Annotated in this window: 18 protein-coding genes; 12 read left to right on the forward strand and 6 right to left on the reverse strand. The window is 60.8% G+C overall.

Annotated elements, in window-relative coordinates:
• Positions 1 to 68: 68 nt before the first annotated feature.
• The 7 genes from OHL18_RS18430 to OHL18_RS18460 all read left to right on the forward strand — a co-directional run bounded on the left by OHL18_RS18430 (position 69) and on the right by OHL18_RS18460 (position 6677).
• The gene (locus OHL18_RS18430; protein ID WP_263376340.1) at positions 69 to 1226 is read left to right on the forward strand and encodes a TIGR03364 family FAD-dependent oxidoreductase; all 1158 of its coding nucleotides are present in this window, start codon (positions 69 to 71) and stop codon (positions 1224 to 1226) included.
• Entirely contained in the window at positions 1223 to 2023 is an 801-nt protein-coding gene (gene phnX / locus OHL18_RS18435) for a phosphonoacetaldehyde hydrolase (RefSeq protein ID WP_263376341.1), read from the forward strand. The genes OHL18_RS18430 and phnX overlap by 4 nt, the downstream gene beginning before the upstream one ends.
• Positions 2020 to 3381 carry an MFS transporter gene (locus tag OHL18_RS18440; protein WP_263376342.1) on the forward strand — a complete coding sequence of 454 codons (1362 nt, stop codon included), beginning with the start codon at positions 2020 to 2022 and terminating at the stop codon, positions 3379 to 3381. Before phnX ends, OHL18_RS18440 begins: the two co-directional genes overlap by 4 nt.
• A gap of 8 nt (positions 3382 to 3389) precedes the next feature.
• The gene (locus OHL18_RS18445; RefSeq protein ID WP_263376343.1) at positions 3390 to 3941 is read left to right on the forward strand and encodes a phosphonate degradation HD-domain oxygenase; all 552 of its coding nucleotides are present in this window, start codon (positions 3390 to 3392) and stop codon (positions 3939 to 3941) included.
• Between the two features lie 91 nt (positions 3942 to 4032).
• Positions 4033 to 5436 (forward strand): alkaline phosphatase family protein, encoded by a 1404-nt coding sequence (locus tag OHL18_RS18450; RefSeq protein WP_263376344.1) that lies wholly within the window; start codon positions 4033 to 4035, stop codon positions 5434 to 5436.
• A gap of 73 nt (positions 5437 to 5509) precedes the next feature.
• Positions 5510 to 6130 (forward strand): bifunctional nicotinamidase/pyrazinamidase, encoded by a 621-nt coding sequence (gene pncA, locus OHL18_RS18455; protein ID WP_263376345.1) that lies wholly within the window; start codon positions 5510 to 5512, stop codon positions 6128 to 6130.
• On the forward strand, positions 6123 to 6677 hold the full coding sequence (locus tag OHL18_RS18460) for an SRPBCC family protein (RefSeq protein ID WP_263376346.1): 555 nt from the start codon (positions 6123 to 6125) through the stop codon (positions 6675 to 6677). The genes pncA and OHL18_RS18460 overlap by 8 nt, the downstream gene beginning before the upstream one ends.
• Here the strand turns inward: OHL18_RS18460 and OHL18_RS18465 are convergent.
• The gene (locus OHL18_RS18465; RefSeq protein ID WP_263376347.1) at positions 6663 to 7016 is read right to left on the reverse strand and encodes an immunity protein TriTu family protein; all 354 of its coding nucleotides are present in this window, start codon (positions 7014 to 7016) and stop codon (positions 6663 to 6665) included. The two genes, OHL18_RS18460 and OHL18_RS18465, sit on opposite strands and share 15 nt — an antisense overlap.
• Before the next feature lie 28 nt (positions 7017 to 7044).
• Positions 7045 to 7659, reverse strand: coding sequence for an HD domain-containing protein (locus OHL18_RS18470; protein WP_263376348.1), 615 nt, complete (start codon positions 7657 to 7659; stop codon positions 7045 to 7047).
• Positions 7660 to 7856: 197 nt separating this feature from the next.
• Between OHL18_RS18470 and OHL18_RS18475 the strand changes: the two genes are divergently transcribed.
• Both OHL18_RS18475 and OHL18_RS18480 read left to right on the forward strand, forming a co-directional pair.
• On the forward strand, positions 7857 to 8390 hold the full coding sequence (locus tag OHL18_RS18475; protein ID WP_263376349.1) for a helix-turn-helix domain-containing protein: 534 nt from the start codon (positions 7857 to 7859) through the stop codon (positions 8388 to 8390).
• 84 nt (positions 8391 to 8474) lie between these two features.
• Positions 8475 to 9344: an isoprenyl transferase gene (locus OHL18_RS18480; protein ID WP_263376350.1), complete on the forward strand. Its 870-nt coding sequence runs from the start codon at positions 8475 to 8477 to the stop codon at positions 9342 to 9344.
• On the opposite strand, the gene OHL18_RS18485 is transcribed toward OHL18_RS18480, so the two are convergent.
• The 4 genes from OHL18_RS18485 to OHL18_RS18500 form a co-directional block, all read right to left on the reverse strand.
• Entirely contained in the window at positions 9341 to 10732 is a 1392-nt protein-coding gene (locus OHL18_RS18485; RefSeq protein ID WP_263376351.1) for an APC family permease, read from the reverse strand. The two genes, OHL18_RS18480 and OHL18_RS18485, sit on opposite strands and share 4 nt — an antisense overlap.
• Positions 10733 to 10915: 183 nt before the next feature.
• Positions 10916 to 12529, reverse strand: coding sequence for a hybrid sensor histidine kinase/response regulator (locus OHL18_RS18490; protein WP_263376352.1), 1614 nt, complete (start codon positions 12527 to 12529; stop codon positions 10916 to 10918).
• Positions 12530 to 12539: 10 nt separating this feature from the next.
• Entirely contained in the window at positions 12540 to 12965 is a 426-nt protein-coding gene (locus OHL18_RS18495; protein WP_263376353.1) for a response regulator, read from the reverse strand.
• A 5-nt stretch (positions 12966 to 12970) separates the two neighbouring features.
• Positions 12971 to 14458 carry a sensor histidine kinase gene (locus tag OHL18_RS18500; RefSeq protein ID WP_263376354.1) on the reverse strand — a complete coding sequence of 496 codons (1488 nt, stop codon included), beginning with the start codon at positions 14456 to 14458 and terminating at the stop codon, positions 12971 to 12973.
• Positions 14459 to 14539: 81 nt separating this feature from the next.
• Here OHL18_RS18500 and OHL18_RS18505 point away from each other — a divergent pair, with 81 nt between their 5' ends.
• From OHL18_RS18505 to OHL18_RS18515, 3 genes are all read left to right on the forward strand, one after another.
• On the forward strand, positions 14540 to 14833 hold the full coding sequence (locus OHL18_RS18505; protein WP_263376355.1) for a DUF503 domain-containing protein: 294 nt from the start codon (positions 14540 to 14542) through the stop codon (positions 14831 to 14833).
• 137 nt (positions 14834 to 14970) lie between these two features.
• The gene (rbfA, locus tag OHL18_RS18510; RefSeq protein ID WP_263376356.1) at positions 14971 to 15381 is read left to right on the forward strand and encodes a 30S ribosome-binding factor RbfA; all 411 of its coding nucleotides are present in this window, start codon (positions 14971 to 14973) and stop codon (positions 15379 to 15381) included.
• On the forward strand, positions 15378 to 16481 hold the full coding sequence (locus tag OHL18_RS18515) for a DHH family phosphoesterase (protein WP_263376357.1): 1104 nt from the start codon (positions 15378 to 15380) through the stop codon (positions 16479 to 16481). Before rbfA ends, OHL18_RS18515 begins: the two co-directional genes overlap by 4 nt.
• Positions 16482 to 16742 lie beyond the last annotated feature (261 nt).

A 16742-nucleotide genomic window follows, 5' to 3' on the forward strand; every position in this document is an offset into this window, starting at 1 on the left:
AGGCCAATCCCTTCTCCGCAGCTTTGTTTTAAGCGCACCGCAATGAAGCCGCTCTACACTCAGGCGATATGACCCACACAGACATAGCGATCGTCGGCGCAGGCATCCTCGGTCTGGCCCATGCGTACGCAGCGGCCAAGGCGGGCAAGTCCATTACCGTCTTCGAAAAGTCGCCAAAGTCCGCCGGTGCATCCATTCGCAACTTCGGGATGGTGTGGCCCATCGGCCAACCGCATGGCGAGATGCTCGGCCTCTCGCTGCGCAGCCGTGAACTATGGATCGAACTGCTAACCGCCGCTAAGCTGCCGTTCAGGAACACCGGCTCGCTGCACCTTGCCTATGCGGAGGATGAGGCAGCCGTGTGCGAAGAGTTTGCGGCCGTCGCGCCGGGCATGGGCTATAGCTGCTCGTGGCTCGATGCGGCACAGGTGCTCGCGAAGTCGGACGCAGTCGTCGAAGAGGGCTCGCTGGGTAGGCTGCGTGGTGGGCTTTGGAGCGACACAGAATTCACTGTCGACCCACGCCAGATCCTCGCCGATTTGCCCGCATTTCTCGCGGAGCGATATGGTGTGAAGTTCCACTTCTCCACGCAGGTTCGCACGATCGAGCCGACCTCGACAGGCAACGTCGTCTCAAGCGCTGCGGGACCCTTGCACGCCGAGACGGTCTTCGTCTGCAGCGGCGAGGACTTTGAGTCGCTCTACCCGGAGCACTTCGCCGCCAGCGGCCTGACACGCTGCAAGCTGCAGATGATGCGCACCTCGCCGCAGCCCGCGGTATGGCAGCTTGGCCCGTCGCTCGCCGCGGGGCTTACGCTGCGTTTCTATCCGGCCTTTCAAATCTGCAAGTCGCTACCGGCGCTTGCACAGCGCATTGCGACCGAGACACCGGAGTTCGATCGCTGGGGCATCCATGCACTGGTCTCACAGACAGCCGATGGTGCGCTGACACTCGGCGACTCGCACGAGTACGGCCTTGCCGTCGACATCTTCAACAAGCAGGAGATCGATGATCTCATTCTTGAGTACACACTCGGTTTCCTCAAAGCGCCCGACCCGAAGGTCGCCGAGCGCTGGTACGGTGTCTACGCCAAGCACCCGACGAAGCCGATCGTCACCCTGTGGCCAGAAAAACGCGTGCGCATCGTTGCGTCGCCGGGCGGCTCTGGCATGACGCTGTCGATGGGTGTCGGTGAACGCTCGCTCAAGGAGATGGGACTGCTATGAAGCTGGAGATGGTCGTCACAGACTGGGCGGGAACTGCTGTGGACTTTGGTAGTGTCGCTCCCATCGTCGCGCTGGAGACTGCCTTTGCGGCCAAGGGAATCGTTGTGACGCGCCCGCTTCTGCGCCTCTCCATGGGACTTGCGAAGAGGGACCATATCCGCGAAGTGCTTGCCATACCCGAGATTGCAGCTCAGTGGCTGTCGCGCTTCGGCCAGCCGCACACTGAAGCCGAAATCGAAGCGATCTACGCCGACTTTACGCCGCGCATGATGGACGAGATCGCTTCGTCCGCGACGTTGATCCCGGGCATCGCAGAGTTCGCTGAGGCGATCCGTGCGCGAGGTCTACGCCATGGCGCGACCACTGGCTACACAAGAGTGATGATGGAGCGCCTGATGATTGGCGCCGCAGCGCAGGGCTATGCGCCGGAGATCTCGCTCTGCCCCGAAGACGTTGGCGGAGGCCGGCCGTTGCCGTGGATGTGCTGCAAGCTCGCCATCGAGCTTCGCGTTACATCGATGGCCGCTGCAGTGAAGATCGGCGACACTCCCAGCGACATCGCCGAGGGCCTGAACGCTGGCATGTGGACGATTGGCGTAACGACTACGGGCAACGAGGTTGGCCTCCCGCATGCGGAGTGGCTTGCGCTGAATCCAGTGGCGCAGTCTGCGCTTCGTGAGGTCGCCGCCGCGAAACTGCTCGCCGCCGGTGCTCACTATATCGTCGATGCCACCGCTGATTCGCTGCCCCTCCTCGATGAGATTGAAGCTCGCATTGCAAACGGAGAACGGCCTTGAGCATCGCGGCAACACCGACGACAATGCCGCCTATCAAGCGTGCCACGACCGGCATCACGCGCTGGCACATAGCGACCGTGGCACTGCTCGGCCTGGGCTACACGGGGTACTACTTCTGCAGGTCGGATTACTCGGTCGCTCTTCCGCTGATCCTCGCCGAGCAGGTCGGTCGCGGAGTTCCTGCTTCCATCGCACAGATTCGCCTAGGGTCTATCGCATCGCTGGGTGTGCTCGCTTACGCCGTGGGCAAGTTTCCTTCGGGCGGACTCGCGGACCTCTTCGGAGGCAAGCGCAACTTCCTTGGCGGCATGGCGGGATCGATCCTCTTCACAGTGCTCTTCATGCTCGGCGGAGGCTTCCCGCTGTTCACGCTTGCGTGGATCGGAAACCGCTTCGTGCAGTCGCTGGGATGGGCAGGACTAGTGAAGGTGACCTCGCGGTGGTTCTCGTTCTCCAGCTACGGAACGGTGATGGCGATCCTGAGCCTCAGCTATCTCTTCGGCGACGCCGCTTCTCGCGAGTTGATGTCCATTCTGCTCGCCCACAGCATGGGATGGCGCGGCCTCTTCCTGGTTGGCGCGGGGCTGCTCGCGATCCTCTTCGTGGCCAACTTGATCTTTCTTCGCGAATCGCCTGAAGGCCTGGGGCTAGCAAGCGCCGAAGAGAATCCACTGAATGTCTATGCAGAGGAGACGAACATCTCACATGAGTCCGAGCCGAAAGGCATGCTCGCCATCCTGCGGCCCCTGCTCTCTTCCGCCAGCTTCTGGCTCGTCTGCATCCTTTCCCTCTGTACGACACTGCTTCGCGAGACCTTCAACCTGTGGACACCGACCTACTTCACGCAGGTGGTCGGTCTTTCGAACTCCGCCGCAGCCAGTAGCAGTGCACTCTTCCCTCTCGCCGGAGGCGTCGCTGTACTGCTAGCAGGCATCCTGAGCGACAAGCTCGGCCCGCTTGGCCGTGGACGAATTCTGTACATCGGTCTGCTGCTCACGGCGGCTGCGCTTGGATGCCTGGCACAGGTGAAGGCGCATGGGCCAGTCTTCATTCCCGTCGCCCTGGTCGCTCTGGTCGCGTTCCTGCTGATTGGGCCGTACTCGTATCTAGCGGGGGCGATGTCGCTGGACTTCGGCGGCAAGCAGGGCTGTGCGACCGCCTCCGGCATGATCGACGGGGTGGGCTATCTCGCTGGAGTGCTCTCCGGCAATAGCATGGCGCACATCGCGGTCAGCTTTGGCTGGCAGACGATGTGGGTCGTACTCGCCGCGGTCGCCGCGCTCTCGAGCGCCGTGGCCGCCGTCTCCGTGTGGGAGCAGCGCAAGCGCGCCCACGCTCTTCAACTGGCAACCGCATGAGGGCCACCATGGCAGCAGACGTTCAACTCCTCCTCGATCTTCTCGAGACGCGCGGTAATGAGTCTTACTTCGGCGAACGCGTCTCTGTGCTCGAACACAGTTTGCAGGCGGCGCACTTTGCCGAGAAGGCCAAGGCGCCGTGCGCTGAAGTGGCCGCTGCGCTGCTTCACGACATCGGCCACTTGCTGCACCATGAGAATGAAGACGTTGCGGATCGCGGCCTTGATACGAAGCACGAAGAGATTGGTTGTGAGTATCTTCGGCAGTGGTTTGATGACAGCGTGATCGAGCCTATCCGGCTGCATGTCGCGGCGAAACGTTATCTGTGTGCCATCGATGCAGCGTACCTCGCACAGCTCTCGGAGTCGTCCGTGAAGTCGCTCGCGATTCAGGGTGGCCCGATGTCGGAGCTAGAGACCGAAGCCTTCCTCACATCGCCCTTTGCAAAGGCGGCCATCCGGCTCAGGCGATGGGACGACGAAGCCAAGGTCGAAGATCTTCCTACACTCCCGCTGAAGCACTATCTGCATCACCTCAAGACAGCCATGCCGACGGAATGAAAGACACTCTATGCCCATTCATCGCGATGAGTGGGACTGCCACAAATCTATCAACATCACTTTAGGCAGTCATAAAGAAAGAGATCGCCCTATGCCTTTGAGACTCTCCCGCCTTATTGTAACCACTTTTGTCACATTCTCTATCGCAGCGGTCGCGCAGAAGCCCGCCGCGAACAAGAAGCCGCTCGTCATCCTGATCTCGATCGATGGCATGAAGCCGGAGGCGGTGCTCGACGCAACCGCGCACGGGCTGAAGCTGCCTAACCTGACGCAGATGATGCACGACGGTGTCTACGCGCAAGGCGTGACCGGGGTTCTGCCTACACTCACCTACCCTAGCCACACGACCATCATGACGGGCGTCTCGCCGGCGAAGCACGGCATCTACTCGAACACAACCTTCGATCCGTTGAACAAGAACGAGCAGGGATGGTACTGGTACGCGGAAGACGTCAAGGTACCCACGCTTTGGGACGCGGCTCATGCAGCGGGGCTGAAGACCGCGAACGTCTACTGGCCGGTCAGCGTGGGGGCGCACATCGACTACAACCTCGCGCAGATCTGGCGGGTGAACACTCCGGACGACCTGAAGCTGCAACGGGCTGTCTCCACGCCAGGGCTAATTGCGGAGCTTGAAACGAAGCTCGGCGTGCCCGGTGCGCCCGATGTTGCGGCGATGGATGCTGCCCCCGGCCACTACCCCAACGGCGAGGAAGAGACGGTCGCCGAAGACGAGACGCGCGCGAAGTATGCGGTCGAACTTCTTGCGCTGAAACATCCTGATTTCATGACGGTCTACTTCACGGGACTCGACACGGAACAGCACAAGAGTGGCCCGTTCAGCCCGTCGGCGAATGCGATACTCGAGCGCATCGATGCCCTAGTCGGGCAAGTTCGCGCGGCTGCCGAGAAGGAGAAGCCCGGCCACGCGTTTGTCTCCGTCATCTCGGACCACGGGTTTGCCAGTGTTCAGCATGACGTAAATCTCTACGGCACGTTCCTCGCCAACGGGCTCTTTACACTCGATGCGCAGCACAAGATCGCGAGTTGGAAGGCGATGCTGTGGCCTATGGGCGGATCGGCAGCTGTCATCCTCGCCGACCCCAACGATGCCACCACGAAGGCGCAGGTCGATTCCATACTGGCCAATCTTGCCGCTGATCCGGCCAATGGCATCGCCATGATTCTCACTCATGACGAGGTCGTCGCGGATAGAGGCTTACCGAATGCCCAATCGATGATCGCCTTCACCGTGGGTTACGAGCTTGGCTATCAGTTCGTCCCGCCGCTCGTAACTCGGGGGACCAGTGGCGGCATGCACGGATATCCGCCGACCTACCCGGAGATGAAGTCGTCGTTCTTCCTGGTCGGACCTTCAATTCCGCATGGCAGATCGGTCAATCAGATTGACATGCGAAACATCGCTCCGACTCTCGCCCGCATCCTCGGGACAACTTTGCCGAACGCGGAACTCCCCGGGCTCGACTTGAAGTAGCAACAAATCGGGTGCCCCACATCTCGAATCTGAGATGTGGGTTCCTCAACTCCTCCTGTAATCTCTCTGAGAGATGAAACCACTTGCCACCGACGCACTGCTCGTGATCGATATGCAGAGCGACTTCTGTCCTGGCGGCTCGCTCGCGGTAGACGAAGGCGACAGCATCGTTCCGCTGATTAACAAGCTCGGCCGCCGCTTCGAGCATGTGATCTTGACGCAGGACTGGCATCCCGAAGGACACATCTCCTTCGCCAGCGCGCACCCCGGCAGTCAGCCTTACACCGTGACCGAGGTAGCGTATGGGCCGCAGACGCTGTGGCCGGATCACTGTCTTAAGGGATCGTCCGGCGCAGCTTTTCATCCGGCGCTCGACCTTCCGCACGCCGAGCTGATTGTGCGCAAGGGCTTTCGTCGCGAGATCGACTCCTATTCGGCCTTCCTCGAGAACGACCATAGGACGCCGACTGGACTAGCGGGGTACGTTCGGGAACGCGGGTTGAAGCGCCTCTTTCTCTGTGGGCTGGCGTATGACTTCTGCGTGCGGTTCTCGGCTATCGACGGTACGGCGCTAGGATTTGAGTGCATCGTGATTGAGGACGCGAGCAAAGCTGTGGGACTGCCGGGATCTGTGGAGTCGACCAATGAGGCGTTTGCGGACGCCGGCATCAAGCGGGAGCGATCGGATGTTTGATCGTCGCCGCCTTCCTTTCTTTGTTGCGCTCTGCGTTTGTATCCTGCCGCAGGCGGGACTCTGCGCTACGCCTACGAAGCAGTTCGAATCGCTCGCACGCGCGGGGCAGATTCATAAGACAGCTCCGGTCACTGCCGTCGTTGAGGTTGTCGCCAATGCGCCTGTTGGACTCGTCTGGAAGCTGCTGGCAGATATCAATGGCTGGCCTCGGTGGCAATCCGATATCAGTCGCGTGAATGCTCCGACGCCGCTTGTCTTTGGAAGTGATTTTGACTGGGCCATCGATGGCAGCCCGGTTCACTCGCGGCTTGAACTCATCAAAGCCGGACGACGCCTCGCGTGGATCAGCTTTACCGGCTCACGGCAGACCATCCATGTCTGGACGCTTGAAGCGCTGTCCGGGAATAAGACGCGCATCACGTCGGCTGAGTCGATGGACGGCAAGCCGATGCCGCTCACGTCGAAGGAGCTTGCTGACTCTGATAAGGCGTGGCTGAACGCGCTTAAGGTTGCCGCTGAGAGGCAGGTCCGCTCAAGCTCCAAGTGAGTGCTGATCGGACGCTGAGTTGATGCCAGATGGGTTAGACATCGCATTCAGAAACTTGGTGAAAGCAACATCCAAAGACGGCGCGTTGAGAGTCTGAACATGCCGCAAAAACGTAATCTGACCGTCCGAGGTTCGAAGCACCTCAAGGTCGAACTGGCCCGTGACCCAGAAACTCACACGGCCCATGGTCTGGAAGCAATCAAGGTCCGCACAGCCACTTGGTACATGTTTGAAATTCTGTTTTAGTCCGGCCAAGGAGATACCCATCCCCTTCCACAGAGCCTCCTTGGAAGCGATCCAGGAAGCGATCGTCTCGACTTCGATCGGATAGTCGTTCATTTCAGCAATCCGCCCTTCTGCAAGATCATTAGACCGCGGGACTCCCCGCCAGTCCTAACTCGTCAGCCCGCTCCTGCATCGCTTGCAGGCAATTCCCAATGTGCTCTTCGACTGGTATTCCGAGAAGCGCAGCTCCGTCCGTCATGTCTTCCCGTTTCACGGCGCGAGCGAAGGCTTTGTCCTTCATCTTCTTCTTCACGCCAGCGACTTCCACCTCATGAATGGACTTCGAAGGCTTCACCAACGCGCACGCCGTTAAGAATCCCGCCAATTCGTCACAGGCAAAGAGCGCCTTGTCGAGATGCGTCTCGCGCGGGGTGCCGGAGTAGTCCGCATGGGCGAGGATGGCGTGCAGCACGACCTCCGGCCAGCCCTGTTCGCGCAGGAAGTTCACACCGACGAAGGGATGTTCTTCTAGCGACGGATGTTTGTCGTAGTCGAAGTCGTGCAGGAGGCCGGCGATTGCGTAGAGTTCGATAAACTCGTCTGCCTCAGCGATCGCAAGCTCAAGCCGCGCCGCCTCGCGCACACCGTAGGAGCGTGTGCAGGCCTCCACCGCAAGGCCGTGTTTGACCAACGAGGGCGACGCTGTCCACTCCTGCAACAGTTCCCAAGCCCGCTCCCGTGTAAATCCGTCTGCCATCGATCGCCTCCGCGCAAGTTACTATCTTGAGTCCACTTCGGTATTTATACCTGTTTTTTCGGTCTATCGACGGCTTTCCCCTTGACTCATCGGTTACCCGGTGTCACTCTAGGCTCATCGCATCTTAGAGTTATCGGACATCGAAACTCTAAAGGCGCTGAGGTTCCTTGCTCTGGGTCCTCCCGCAACTGACAACTATGGCAACTATGATGGCACCCGTCGAACAGCGTGAGGTCCTGCGTTGCGACCATTGCAATCTGGTGCAGTTCCGCACGACCAGCGCAATGTGCCGCCGCTGCCGGAAGTGCCTCGAAGTCGAGGAGCCAGTACCTGTCGCCGCTCCTCTGGCGCTGGTCGGCACTCCCTCAACCGTCGAGAGCGGTCTTCAGGTGGCTACTGCTGTCCGCGATCTACGGCATGTACGTAACCTCTCTCAGAGACAGCTTGCAGCTCGGATGAACGTCCCCCGTACCTATATCTCCAAGATCGAGAACGGCAAAGCGATGCCAACGCTCTCGTCGCTGGATCGGCTGGCGAAGGCGTTGCAAGTGGATATCTCGACCCTGCTGCGCGACGCTTCAAACCGTCACCGCGACGAGTCGAACGTCCTGATGGCCGACCCGTTCCTGGCGGAGATTGCACACCATACGGCCAACTGGGACTCACTGCAGCGCTCGATCTTCCTGAACCACGTTCGCGAAGTCGCTGCGGGCCGACGCCGCACGGCGTAGGTCCCGCAGCGGGCTTCGGGGCTGACGTGGAAAAGCGGGCGTGTGGGCGAGCGGATATGCTAGCGTAATCTCTGCGAGGTCTGATTGCGCGCACCACTAACTAGCCGCGTCCACGAACTGTCCCTGGAAGAGGCGGCGATCTATTGCCAGCTCGACCCGGCCCGGATTCCCCAACACGTCGCCATCATTATGGACGGCAATGGCCGCTGGGCGGGAAAGCGCATGCTGAAGCGCTTCCTTGGTCACCAGCAGGGCGCGGAGTCGGTGCAGTACGTGGTTGAGACTGCCTCGCGCATCAACCTTCCGTGGCTGACGCTGTATGCCTTCTCACTCGAAAACAACCTCCGCCGTCCCAAGGCCGAGGTGAACTTCCTGATGAAGCTGCTGAAGAGCTATCTGGTGGGTAACGTCAAGCGAATGAACGACAACAACGTTCGCATGGCGTACATTGGGCGGCTCACCGAGCTTCCTGCCGAAGTGCGGGACACGATGCAGTGGGCATCGGAGCAGACGGCCAAGAACACCGGCACCACGCTGACGCTGGCATTGAACTACGGTGCTCGGTCGGAGCTTGTCGACGCGATGCGTCAGACGCTGCGTGACGCGATTACGGAGTCTGCCGGGGACTTTGAACGGCTGCAATCGCTGATCGCGGAGATGGACGAGCACCACGTCTCGCGGCGGCTCTACACAGCGCAGATGCCCGACCCGGATCTTGTCATCCGCACCAGCGGAGAGCAGCGCATCTCAAACTTTCTGCTCTGGCAGATCGCCTACGCTGAGATCTTCGTGACCGACCGGCTGTGGCCGGACTTTCGCGGCATCCATCTGCTCGAGGCCATCGCGGACTTCCAGCGTCGCGAGCGACGTTACGGCGGACTGGGCGATAGCTTTACGGACGAGAAGATGGAAGACCACCACGCGGGCGACACGGCGGAGCTGGTTCGGCGTTAGGCTGGCCGGACTACCGGCTGAAGCTGCTCTTCCCTGTTCTTGATCCTGCTTCCTCGCCAATAGATCGCGCCGCCAACCGCATTCACCGCCAGCGCCGTGAGGCCCACCTTCAGCGCGAAGAGCCACGGGCTTTTCACGTCGACAACCGGCACCAGCGAGAACGCGATCGAGAGCAAGGTCACGCCGATCCCGCAGAAGCACGCGAGCTTCAAGAGCCATCCCGCTGGCTCACCAAAGCGCGAGCCAGCCACCAGTGGAACCGCAAACATCAGCAGGTAATAGATGCCGTAGCCGATGTTGGCGCTGGTGGCGATCAGTTGAAACGCCTCCTGCGCGCTGGTTCCGGCGGACGCAAAGAAACACATCAGGATGCTGAGCACCACGATGACGCAAAGCGAGTTGGTGGGCGTGCGGTACTTCGGGTGAAGCCGCGTGAACCAGGCGGGGATGAGGTAGTCCCAACCAGCGACAAGGGGAAGGCGGCTTGTCTCGGCAACGATGACCGCGAACTGCGCGACGAGAGCGATGGCGAGAACAAAGATTGCGGCGCGGCCAAGCATCAGCCCCCAATCGATCACTCCGGAAGCGGTACTACCACCGGCGAAGGCCGCGGCGAGGATCTGCGGGATGGGGCCGGTGAGGTCTACCTTGTCTGCGGGAATGTAGGTCAGGATCGAGCCGCTCATCAGGATGAAGATGACGGCGATGATGGGCGCGCCGATCCATGCGGAGCGCAGGATCGTCTTGGCTGCGTTGCGGGTCTCGCCAGCGAAGACGGCTACCTGTTCAAGGCCGGTAAGCGCGTTGAAGCTCAGCTTGCTAAAGAGGTTGATGGTGAGCAGCGTCACCGTCGGCAGAGCGAGTGAGAAAGGCCGCTGCGGCGAGATATGCGGGTGCGCCAGCGATGTGTGCGGATGGTAGAGGATGAGCACGCCAAGTAGCAGCGTCACTAGTACAGTCACAGCGGTGCCGAAGTGAGAAACCCAGCGGCCGATTCCAAATCCGGGGATGTTGACGATCAGGATGATCGCGAAGATGCCGACGCTGAAGCTATTGATGAGAAGGTGGCTGTCGGCGATCCACGCCGCCCTGGGGCCGAGAGCGTAGCTGAGACTGGTGGCAGTCTGGATGCCAACTTCGGAGACCGCTCCGAGCGCCCAGAAGCCGAAGTTCCAAGCACTGATGAATCCAGCGAAGGGGCCGATGGCATGCTTCGTCCACTGGTAGACGCCGCCCTCCAGCGGCCATAGCTTCACGCAGTAGCTGACCACGCCCGCGACAGGCAGAAAGAGCAGAAGGATCGCGAGCAGCCAGTAGACGACGTGGCCGGAGCCCTGGCGAGCGGCCAGTCCCGCCCAGGTAATGCCTACGACGAGGAGAATTTGCATCGGAACAAGGTCGCGGAGACCAAGTTCCTTTCGCAGGGAATGGTCTGTTGACTGGCCCGCTAACAAGTCGGGGGATTCCTTCAAGCTGAAGACTCCGCTCAGGGATTTCAGTGCTCATTCAGGGTGCGTACTGGTTGGTGATTTAGCAACAGGGTAGCATCTGCCGCCGCGGCCGGCGCTTGACTACCAGGCCGCGCTCTCGCCGCTTTCGACAGGGAGAAAGAGCGTGAACACAGTCCCGCCAGGCGTATCGCCAATACGCGGGCGGCTCCATACATCCAGCCTTCCCTTGTGCTTCTCCACAATGTCGCGGGAGATCCAAAGTCCGAGGCCTGTACCCGTGATGCCCTTGGTGGAGTAGAACGCTTCGAAGATGCGGGCCAGAACGGCGTGGTCCATGCCCGTGCCATTGTCGGCTACAGTGACACGGACCCCGGGAGCGCCATGCACCCAGTCATAGCCCGGAGAGGTGCGAAGCTCCAAAGTGCCACCCTCGGGCAGAGCGTCGATCGCGTTGCCGACGAGGTTCGCGAGCACCTGCCGGATCTCGCCCTCGTGCGCAAGCACCAGCGGGATGTCGCGGAAGCGTCGCTGAATTCTAATCTCCTGCTGCTTTAATCTGCGATCCAGAAGGTCGAGAACGGACTCGACCAGGTCGCGAAGATCGGTCTTCATCGGCCGGCTAGATCGCCGGTAGAAGCGCAGGGTCTGCATGGTGATCTTCGAGACCAGGTCTAGCTCCCGCTGCGCCATCTCCAGGTACTCGCGCGAATCCGGTTCCATCTGTCCCTGCTCGATCAGATAGAGGCAGTTCGTGATGGCCTCGAGTGGGTTGTTGATCTCGTGAGCGATGGAAGCCGCAAGGCGTCCGGCGATGGCCAGCTTCTCGGTCTGCCGCAGCACCTCTTCGCTCTTCTTCTGGAGAGTCAGGTCGGCGAGGAAGGCGGCCAGTTGCCGGTCTTCCGATGGGTCTCCGGGATTGAGGACGGCGACGCCCACCAGGACGTCAACCTTCTCTCCAGCGGCGGTGACGCATACGGCCTCAAAAGGTGCTGCAGGAGCGGAGCCATCGACAACTTCGGGGGTGGATGGGAGAGTGGGACAGATCGCATCGAGAGTCAGGCCCCCGTCCGGCGTTGGCGAGGACGATGGGACCACCGCCTTGTAGCCGAGGAGACGCTCTACGGCCCGATTGGCATAGACGACGCGGCCCGCGGCGTCGCTGATGAGCAGCCCAAGAGGCATAGCCTCCACCAGTCTGTGGAAACGCGCCTCGGCCGCCCGAAGCGCGAGTTCAGCGGCGACGCGGTTGCGGCGCGCGTCGGCTTCCTTCAGTTCGCGCTCAATGGCGGGAACGAGCCGGGTAAGGTTCTGCTTGGTCACGTAGTCCTGGGCGCCCGCGCGCATGGATTCCACCGCCGCCTCTTCGGAGACCGCGCCCGAGAGCATGATAAAGGGAAGATCGAGGCCGCTGGATCGAAGGATCTTCAACGCCTCGGGACCGCTGAAGGTGGGCAGGTTATAGTCCGCCAGGACGATCGAGGAGAGGTCACCGGCGGTCCGCTCCGCCAGGGCGCGCTTCATCTCTGGCGCGGTCTCTACACGGACGATATGCGGATCTAGTCCATGGCGACGAAGATGACGCTCCAGCAAAAGGGCGTCGTCGGCGTTGTCCTCAATCAGCAACACGTCGAGTTTTTTTAGCGGCAGATCTCCGGGCAATGCAATCCTCCGGCCCGAAGCCAATTGGTTGGCTGACCCTGACATCACTTCGTAGGCCGGGTCCTCGGTCGTCACGGACTCGATTCTAGCTTAGGGGAGGAGCTTCGTTGAGTACGAGCCAGTACATCCCCAACTGACGCGTGGCTTCAGCGAAGTCCGTGAAGTTTACCGGCTTGCGAATATAGCTGTTCACACCGAGCTGGTAGCTACGGACGAGGTCGCGCTCTTCGTCGGACGAGGTAAGCACGACCACGGGCAGCATCCGCGTGAGGTCGCTCTCGCGGATCCTTCGCAGCACCTCGAGGCCTTCAACCTTGGGCAGCTTGAGGTCGAGGAGGATCACCTGAGGCTTGATGGCGTCCGCCCCAAAGAGCATGTTGATCGCCTCTTCGCCATCGCGCGCGACTCGGATGTCGTTGGCAATGTTCGACTTCTTCAAGGCCCGTATTGTCAGCAACTCGTGATCGGGGTCATCTTCCACGAGCAGAATTAAGCGTCCCGCGTCTGCCATAGACATCATCCTAACGTAAACCAGAAGGTCGCACCGCTGCCGATGACACTGTCGGCCCAAATTCGACCGTGGTGCCGCCCAATCACTCTGGCGACGGTAGCCAGGCCGATGCCGGATCCTTTGAAGTCTTTGTCGCCATGCAGGCGGTTGAAGGCGGTAAAGAGCCGGTCTGCATAGAACATGTCGAAGCCCGCACCGTTATCGCGCACAAACCAGGCCGACGCCGCATCGTCCCAGCCGAATTGCACGACCGGATCGGCAACCTTCGACGAGAACTTCACCGCATTGCCCAGAAGGTTCTCCAGCGCAACCCGGATCAGCCTGGGATCGCCGTTTGTAAGAGGACCGTCGGTCACGACGAAGTTGACGGAAGTCGCCAGGGCCCCCATCTCTCCGCTGCCGGCCTTGCTGGTCCCTATCTGCATGTCAGCGATGACAGATCGCGCGAGGGCGGCCATATCGAACTCCTCACGGACAAGGTCGGCGCGAGTGATGCGGGAGAGCTGCAGCAGGGCATCGATCAACTGCCCCATCCGCTGCACCCCGGCACGCACCCGGCGAATATAGTCCCTTCCGGTCGCGTCGACGGCTTCGGTGTAGTCCTCTTCGAGGGCCAGGCTGAAGCCGTCGATGGTCCTCAAGGGAGCGCGCAGGTCATGCGAGACGGAATAGCTGAAGGCCTCCAGCTCGCGGTTGGTCGTCTCGAGCTCCGCTGTCCTGATCCGGACGCGCTCTTCAAGCTCACGATTGAGCGACTGAAGTTCGCTCGACTTCGCCTCCAGCGCTTCGCGGCTGATCGCTAGTTCAGCGGCGACATGCTCGGTCTCCAGACGCAAGGTGCGCTCCCTCCCCAGGTGACGGAAGATCATGATGAGCAACACTAGATCCAGCGCACTCGCCAGTCCGATGGTGGCGCGAGCCCTCAAGCTGCTGCGGCGGGCCGCATCCTCGCGGAGCGTGAGAAGCCTCTTCTCTTCGGCCTCCATCTCGTCCGCGATTCGGCGGACGTGATCCATCTCCGCCTTTCCCGTGCCAGTGAGCACCATGAGGCGAACCTCGTCCTCCGGACTGCCCTCTCTGCGTCTCTGGATACCCTGAGCCAGCAGGCTCAGGCGCTGCTCCAGGACAGCGCGCATCTCCACAATGCGCGCCTCTTGGGAGGCATTGTCGGCGGTCAGGGCCTGAAAGGTGTTTAGATCGCCTGGAAGCTCCTTGATAGCATCCGAATAGGGGGCGAGGTAGGCGTCATCGCCCGTGATCAAAAATCCACGGCTGCCAGTCTCGGCATCTTTGGCCGCGCTCATGATGAGCTCTACCTGGTTGATCACCTGCAGGGTGTGCTGGACCCACTTCTCGTTCTCCACCAGAACGCTCACGGAGCGGAAGGCCACCCAGGTGTTTACAATCACGACCAGGATCGCTACCAGCAATAAGCCCGTAAGGGTGTTGCGCCTCGCATCCTGTATCTTGCTCTTTCCTGAGCTGGCTGGCATGGTCATCGCATCTGATTCTAAAGCCGTTTCTCTTTACCTGCGCAGCGTTCGAACACCACAGAGCTATCGTCGTTCCCATTTATGCCTATCGCCGCCATTACCGTCGAACTTGAGATTCCCGGAGCTCATTCTCTGAAAGAGCGCCGCCACGCGGTGCGGTCGATCAAGGACAAGCTGCGGCACAGCTTCAATATCTCGGTGGCAGAGCTCGATGAAGGACTGGTTTGGAACCGGGCGACGCTTGGGATTGCGGCGATCTCCGCCTCCACCAGCTACCTTACCGGACAGTGCGAGGAGGTCGAACGAGCTGTCTACAGCTACTCCACCAACCTGGGCGCCGTGGTCTTAGAGATCTACGCCGAGATCCTCGATTAGGCGAGTTAACCTGCGGCCAACGACTTCTCGGGGCGGAGCGGAGCGTTATCCTCACCCCGAATGCGGCCAATAGACTACATGGCTCACTGATAGCCCTCGTAACGCCAGAGACAAACATTTACCATCGATAAAGACACATGCCTGAGCAACGCGCACGAACCTACCACCGAAACCGAGTTACAAGCACCTTCTCCGACGAGATTGGAGCTATGCTGGAGGGCGAACTCTCCGACCCTCGCATTGCGCCATGCCATGTCACCGACGTCGTCCTCGCCCCCGGCGGCAAGTCTGCCAGGGTCTTCATCGCGGTACAAGGCACGGAGGCTGAGGAAGAAGAGACGCTGGCCGCGCTGATGACCGCGCGCATGTTTATTCGCTCTTCTCTGCGCGAGCGAATGGGCGTGCGTCATGTACCCGACATAACATTCGCCATCGACCGGTCTGAAAAGATGACCGGCCGGATGGACGAGCTGCTGGGCCGGATGAGAAAGCGTGACAAGAAGCGCGAGGCAACCGCACCTGCTTCGGAGCCGGCGATTCCCTCATGATTGAGACTTCAAGCCTGCATCCGCTCTCAGATCCGCTGGAGCTCTCCGACGCCCTCCTCAAAGAGGTTGTTGCCGCAATCCCTGTTCCTGATGCTTCCATTCGAGAGCTTCTGACTTTTTTCCGCGAACATCCTCACTTCATCGTCGTTTCGCACGCGCGGCCCGACGGAGACGCCATCGGTTCAGTACTGGCGATGGGCGAGATTCTTGGACAGCTGGGATGCACCACTAACCTGGTGCTGGCCGACTCCGCGCCAGCGATCTACCGGTCGCTTCCTGGGCTCGACCGAATCAAGTTCACCGGCGTGGTCACCGGCGCTCCCGGTGCTCCAGCCATTTTGCTGGAGTGCGACGGGATCGAGCGGACAGGCCTCAAGGGCCTCGAAGGGCGGACGCTGATCAACATCGACCACCACGTCAGCGGACGAGAGTTCGGCGCGATCAACTGGATCGATCCGCTGGCGAGCGCGGTCGCAGTCATGGTCTATCGCATCGCGGTCGCAGCGGGGGTCGAGATCACGCCCTCCATGGCAACCTGCCTCTACGCCGCGCTGCTCTCCGATACCGGCGCCTTCACGTATCCGAACACCACACCGGAGAGCTTCGCCATCGCCCATGACCTCTCGCTTCGCGGCGCGAACCCGGGGAAGATCGCTCGCGATCTCTACTTCGCTAGCCCGCTGAGTAAGGTGCGTTTACTGGGTAGGGCGCTCGACCGGCTGGAGATTCGAGGCGGCCTGGCATGGAGTTGGGTCACGCTCGCGGATCTGGATTCCGTCGGAGCGACTCCAGAGGAGTGCGAGGGGATCGTCGGGAACCTCATTGCCATCGAGGGCATCGAGGCCGCTTTCTTTCTGCGTGAGCAGGTCGACGGCCTGATCCGGGCGAGCATCCGCAGCAAAGGGGAGTTCAACGTCGCGCTCGTCGCGGAGGCGTTCCATGGCGGCGGTCATAGGAACGCAAGCGGATGCACGTTGCCGGGACCGATGCCGTCGGCGATTGATGCGCTCCTGGGTCAGCTTATGGAGAGCTTCGCAGGATACCTGTCCGAATCAGTCCACGAGCAGGGTTCGTTACTTGCCAGAACATTAAAGACTTGAACGGGGCGCGTTACCTGTCGTCGCGATCCTGCAAAGGCCGTGCCCGGGCCTCGATTGTGATAGCGTCAAGTTGTTTGGCCTCCCGTAGGCCTTGCATCGCTTGCGCAGTCACGAATAAGGCCAACACCGGAGCGGGGCGTTTGCTTGAGGAACACAAGGAACAATCGAAACACCTGTACCACTGGAACTTGCGCTTAGCCCCTGCCGTCTCAGAAATCGAACCGTGAGCGAAACCCAACAATCCGTACCCGGCAATCCGAA

The sequence above is a fragment of the Granulicella aggregans genome (assembly GCF_025685565.1).
Taxonomy (GTDB): domain Bacteria; phylum Acidobacteriota; class Terriglobia; order Terriglobales; family Acidobacteriaceae; genus Edaphobacter; species Edaphobacter aggregans_B.

What these genes read in the sequence shown, in the direction of transcription:
- OHL18_RS18430 (WP_263376340.1), top strand. Translation starts at nt 69, where the DNA reads ATGACCCACACAGACATAGCGATCGTCGGCGCAGGCATCCTCGGTCTG.
- phnX (WP_263376341.1), top strand. Translation starts at nt 1,223, where the DNA reads ATGAAGCTGGAGATGGTCGTCACAGACTGGGCGGGAACTGCTGTGGAC.
- OHL18_RS18445 (WP_263376343.1), top strand. Translation starts at nt 3,390, where the DNA reads ATGGCAGCAGACGTTCAACTCCTCCTCGATCTTCTCGAGACGCGCGGT.
- OHL18_RS18450 (WP_263376344.1), top strand. Translation starts at nt 4,033, where the DNA reads ATGCCTTTGAGACTCTCCCGCCTTATTGTAACCACTTTTGTCACATTC.
- pncA (WP_263376345.1), top strand. Translation starts at nt 5,510, where the DNA reads ATGAAACCACTTGCCACCGACGCACTGCTCGTGATCGATATGCAGAGC.
- OHL18_RS18460 (WP_263376346.1), top strand. Translation starts at nt 6,123, where the DNA reads ATGTTTGATCGTCGCCGCCTTCCTTTCTTTGTTGCGCTCTGCGTTTGT.
- OHL18_RS18465 (WP_263376347.1), bottom strand. Translation starts at nt 7,016, where the DNA reads ATGAACGACTATCCGATCGAAGTCGAGACGATCGCTTCCTGGATCGCT.
- OHL18_RS18470 (WP_263376348.1), bottom strand. Translation starts at nt 7,659, where the DNA reads ATGGCAGACGGATTTACACGGGAGCGGGCTTGGGAACTGTTGCAGGAG.
- OHL18_RS18475 (WP_263376349.1), top strand. Translation starts at nt 7,857, where the DNA reads ATGGCAACTATGATGGCACCCGTCGAACAGCGTGAGGTCCTGCGTTGC.
- OHL18_RS18485 (WP_263376351.1), bottom strand. Translation starts at nt 10,732, where the DNA reads ATGCAAATTCTCCTCGTCGTAGGCATTACCTGGGCGGGACTGGCCGCT.
- OHL18_RS18495 (WP_263376353.1), bottom strand. Translation starts at nt 12,965, where the DNA reads ATGGCAGACGCGGGACGCTTAATTCTGCTCGTGGAAGATGACCCCGAT.
- OHL18_RS18500 (WP_263376354.1), bottom strand. Translation starts at nt 14,458, where the DNA reads ATGCCAGCCAGCTCAGGAAAGAGCAAGATACAGGATGCGAGGCGCAAC.
- OHL18_RS18505 (WP_263376355.1), top strand. Translation starts at nt 14,540, where the DNA reads ATGCCTATCGCCGCCATTACCGTCGAACTTGAGATTCCCGGAGCTCAT.
- rbfA (WP_263376356.1), top strand. Translation starts at nt 14,971, where the DNA reads ATGCCTGAGCAACGCGCACGAACCTACCACCGAAACCGAGTTACAAGC.
- OHL18_RS18515 (WP_263376357.1), top strand. Translation starts at nt 15,378, where the DNA reads ATGATTGAGACTTCAAGCCTGCATCCGCTCTCAGATCCGCTGGAGCTC.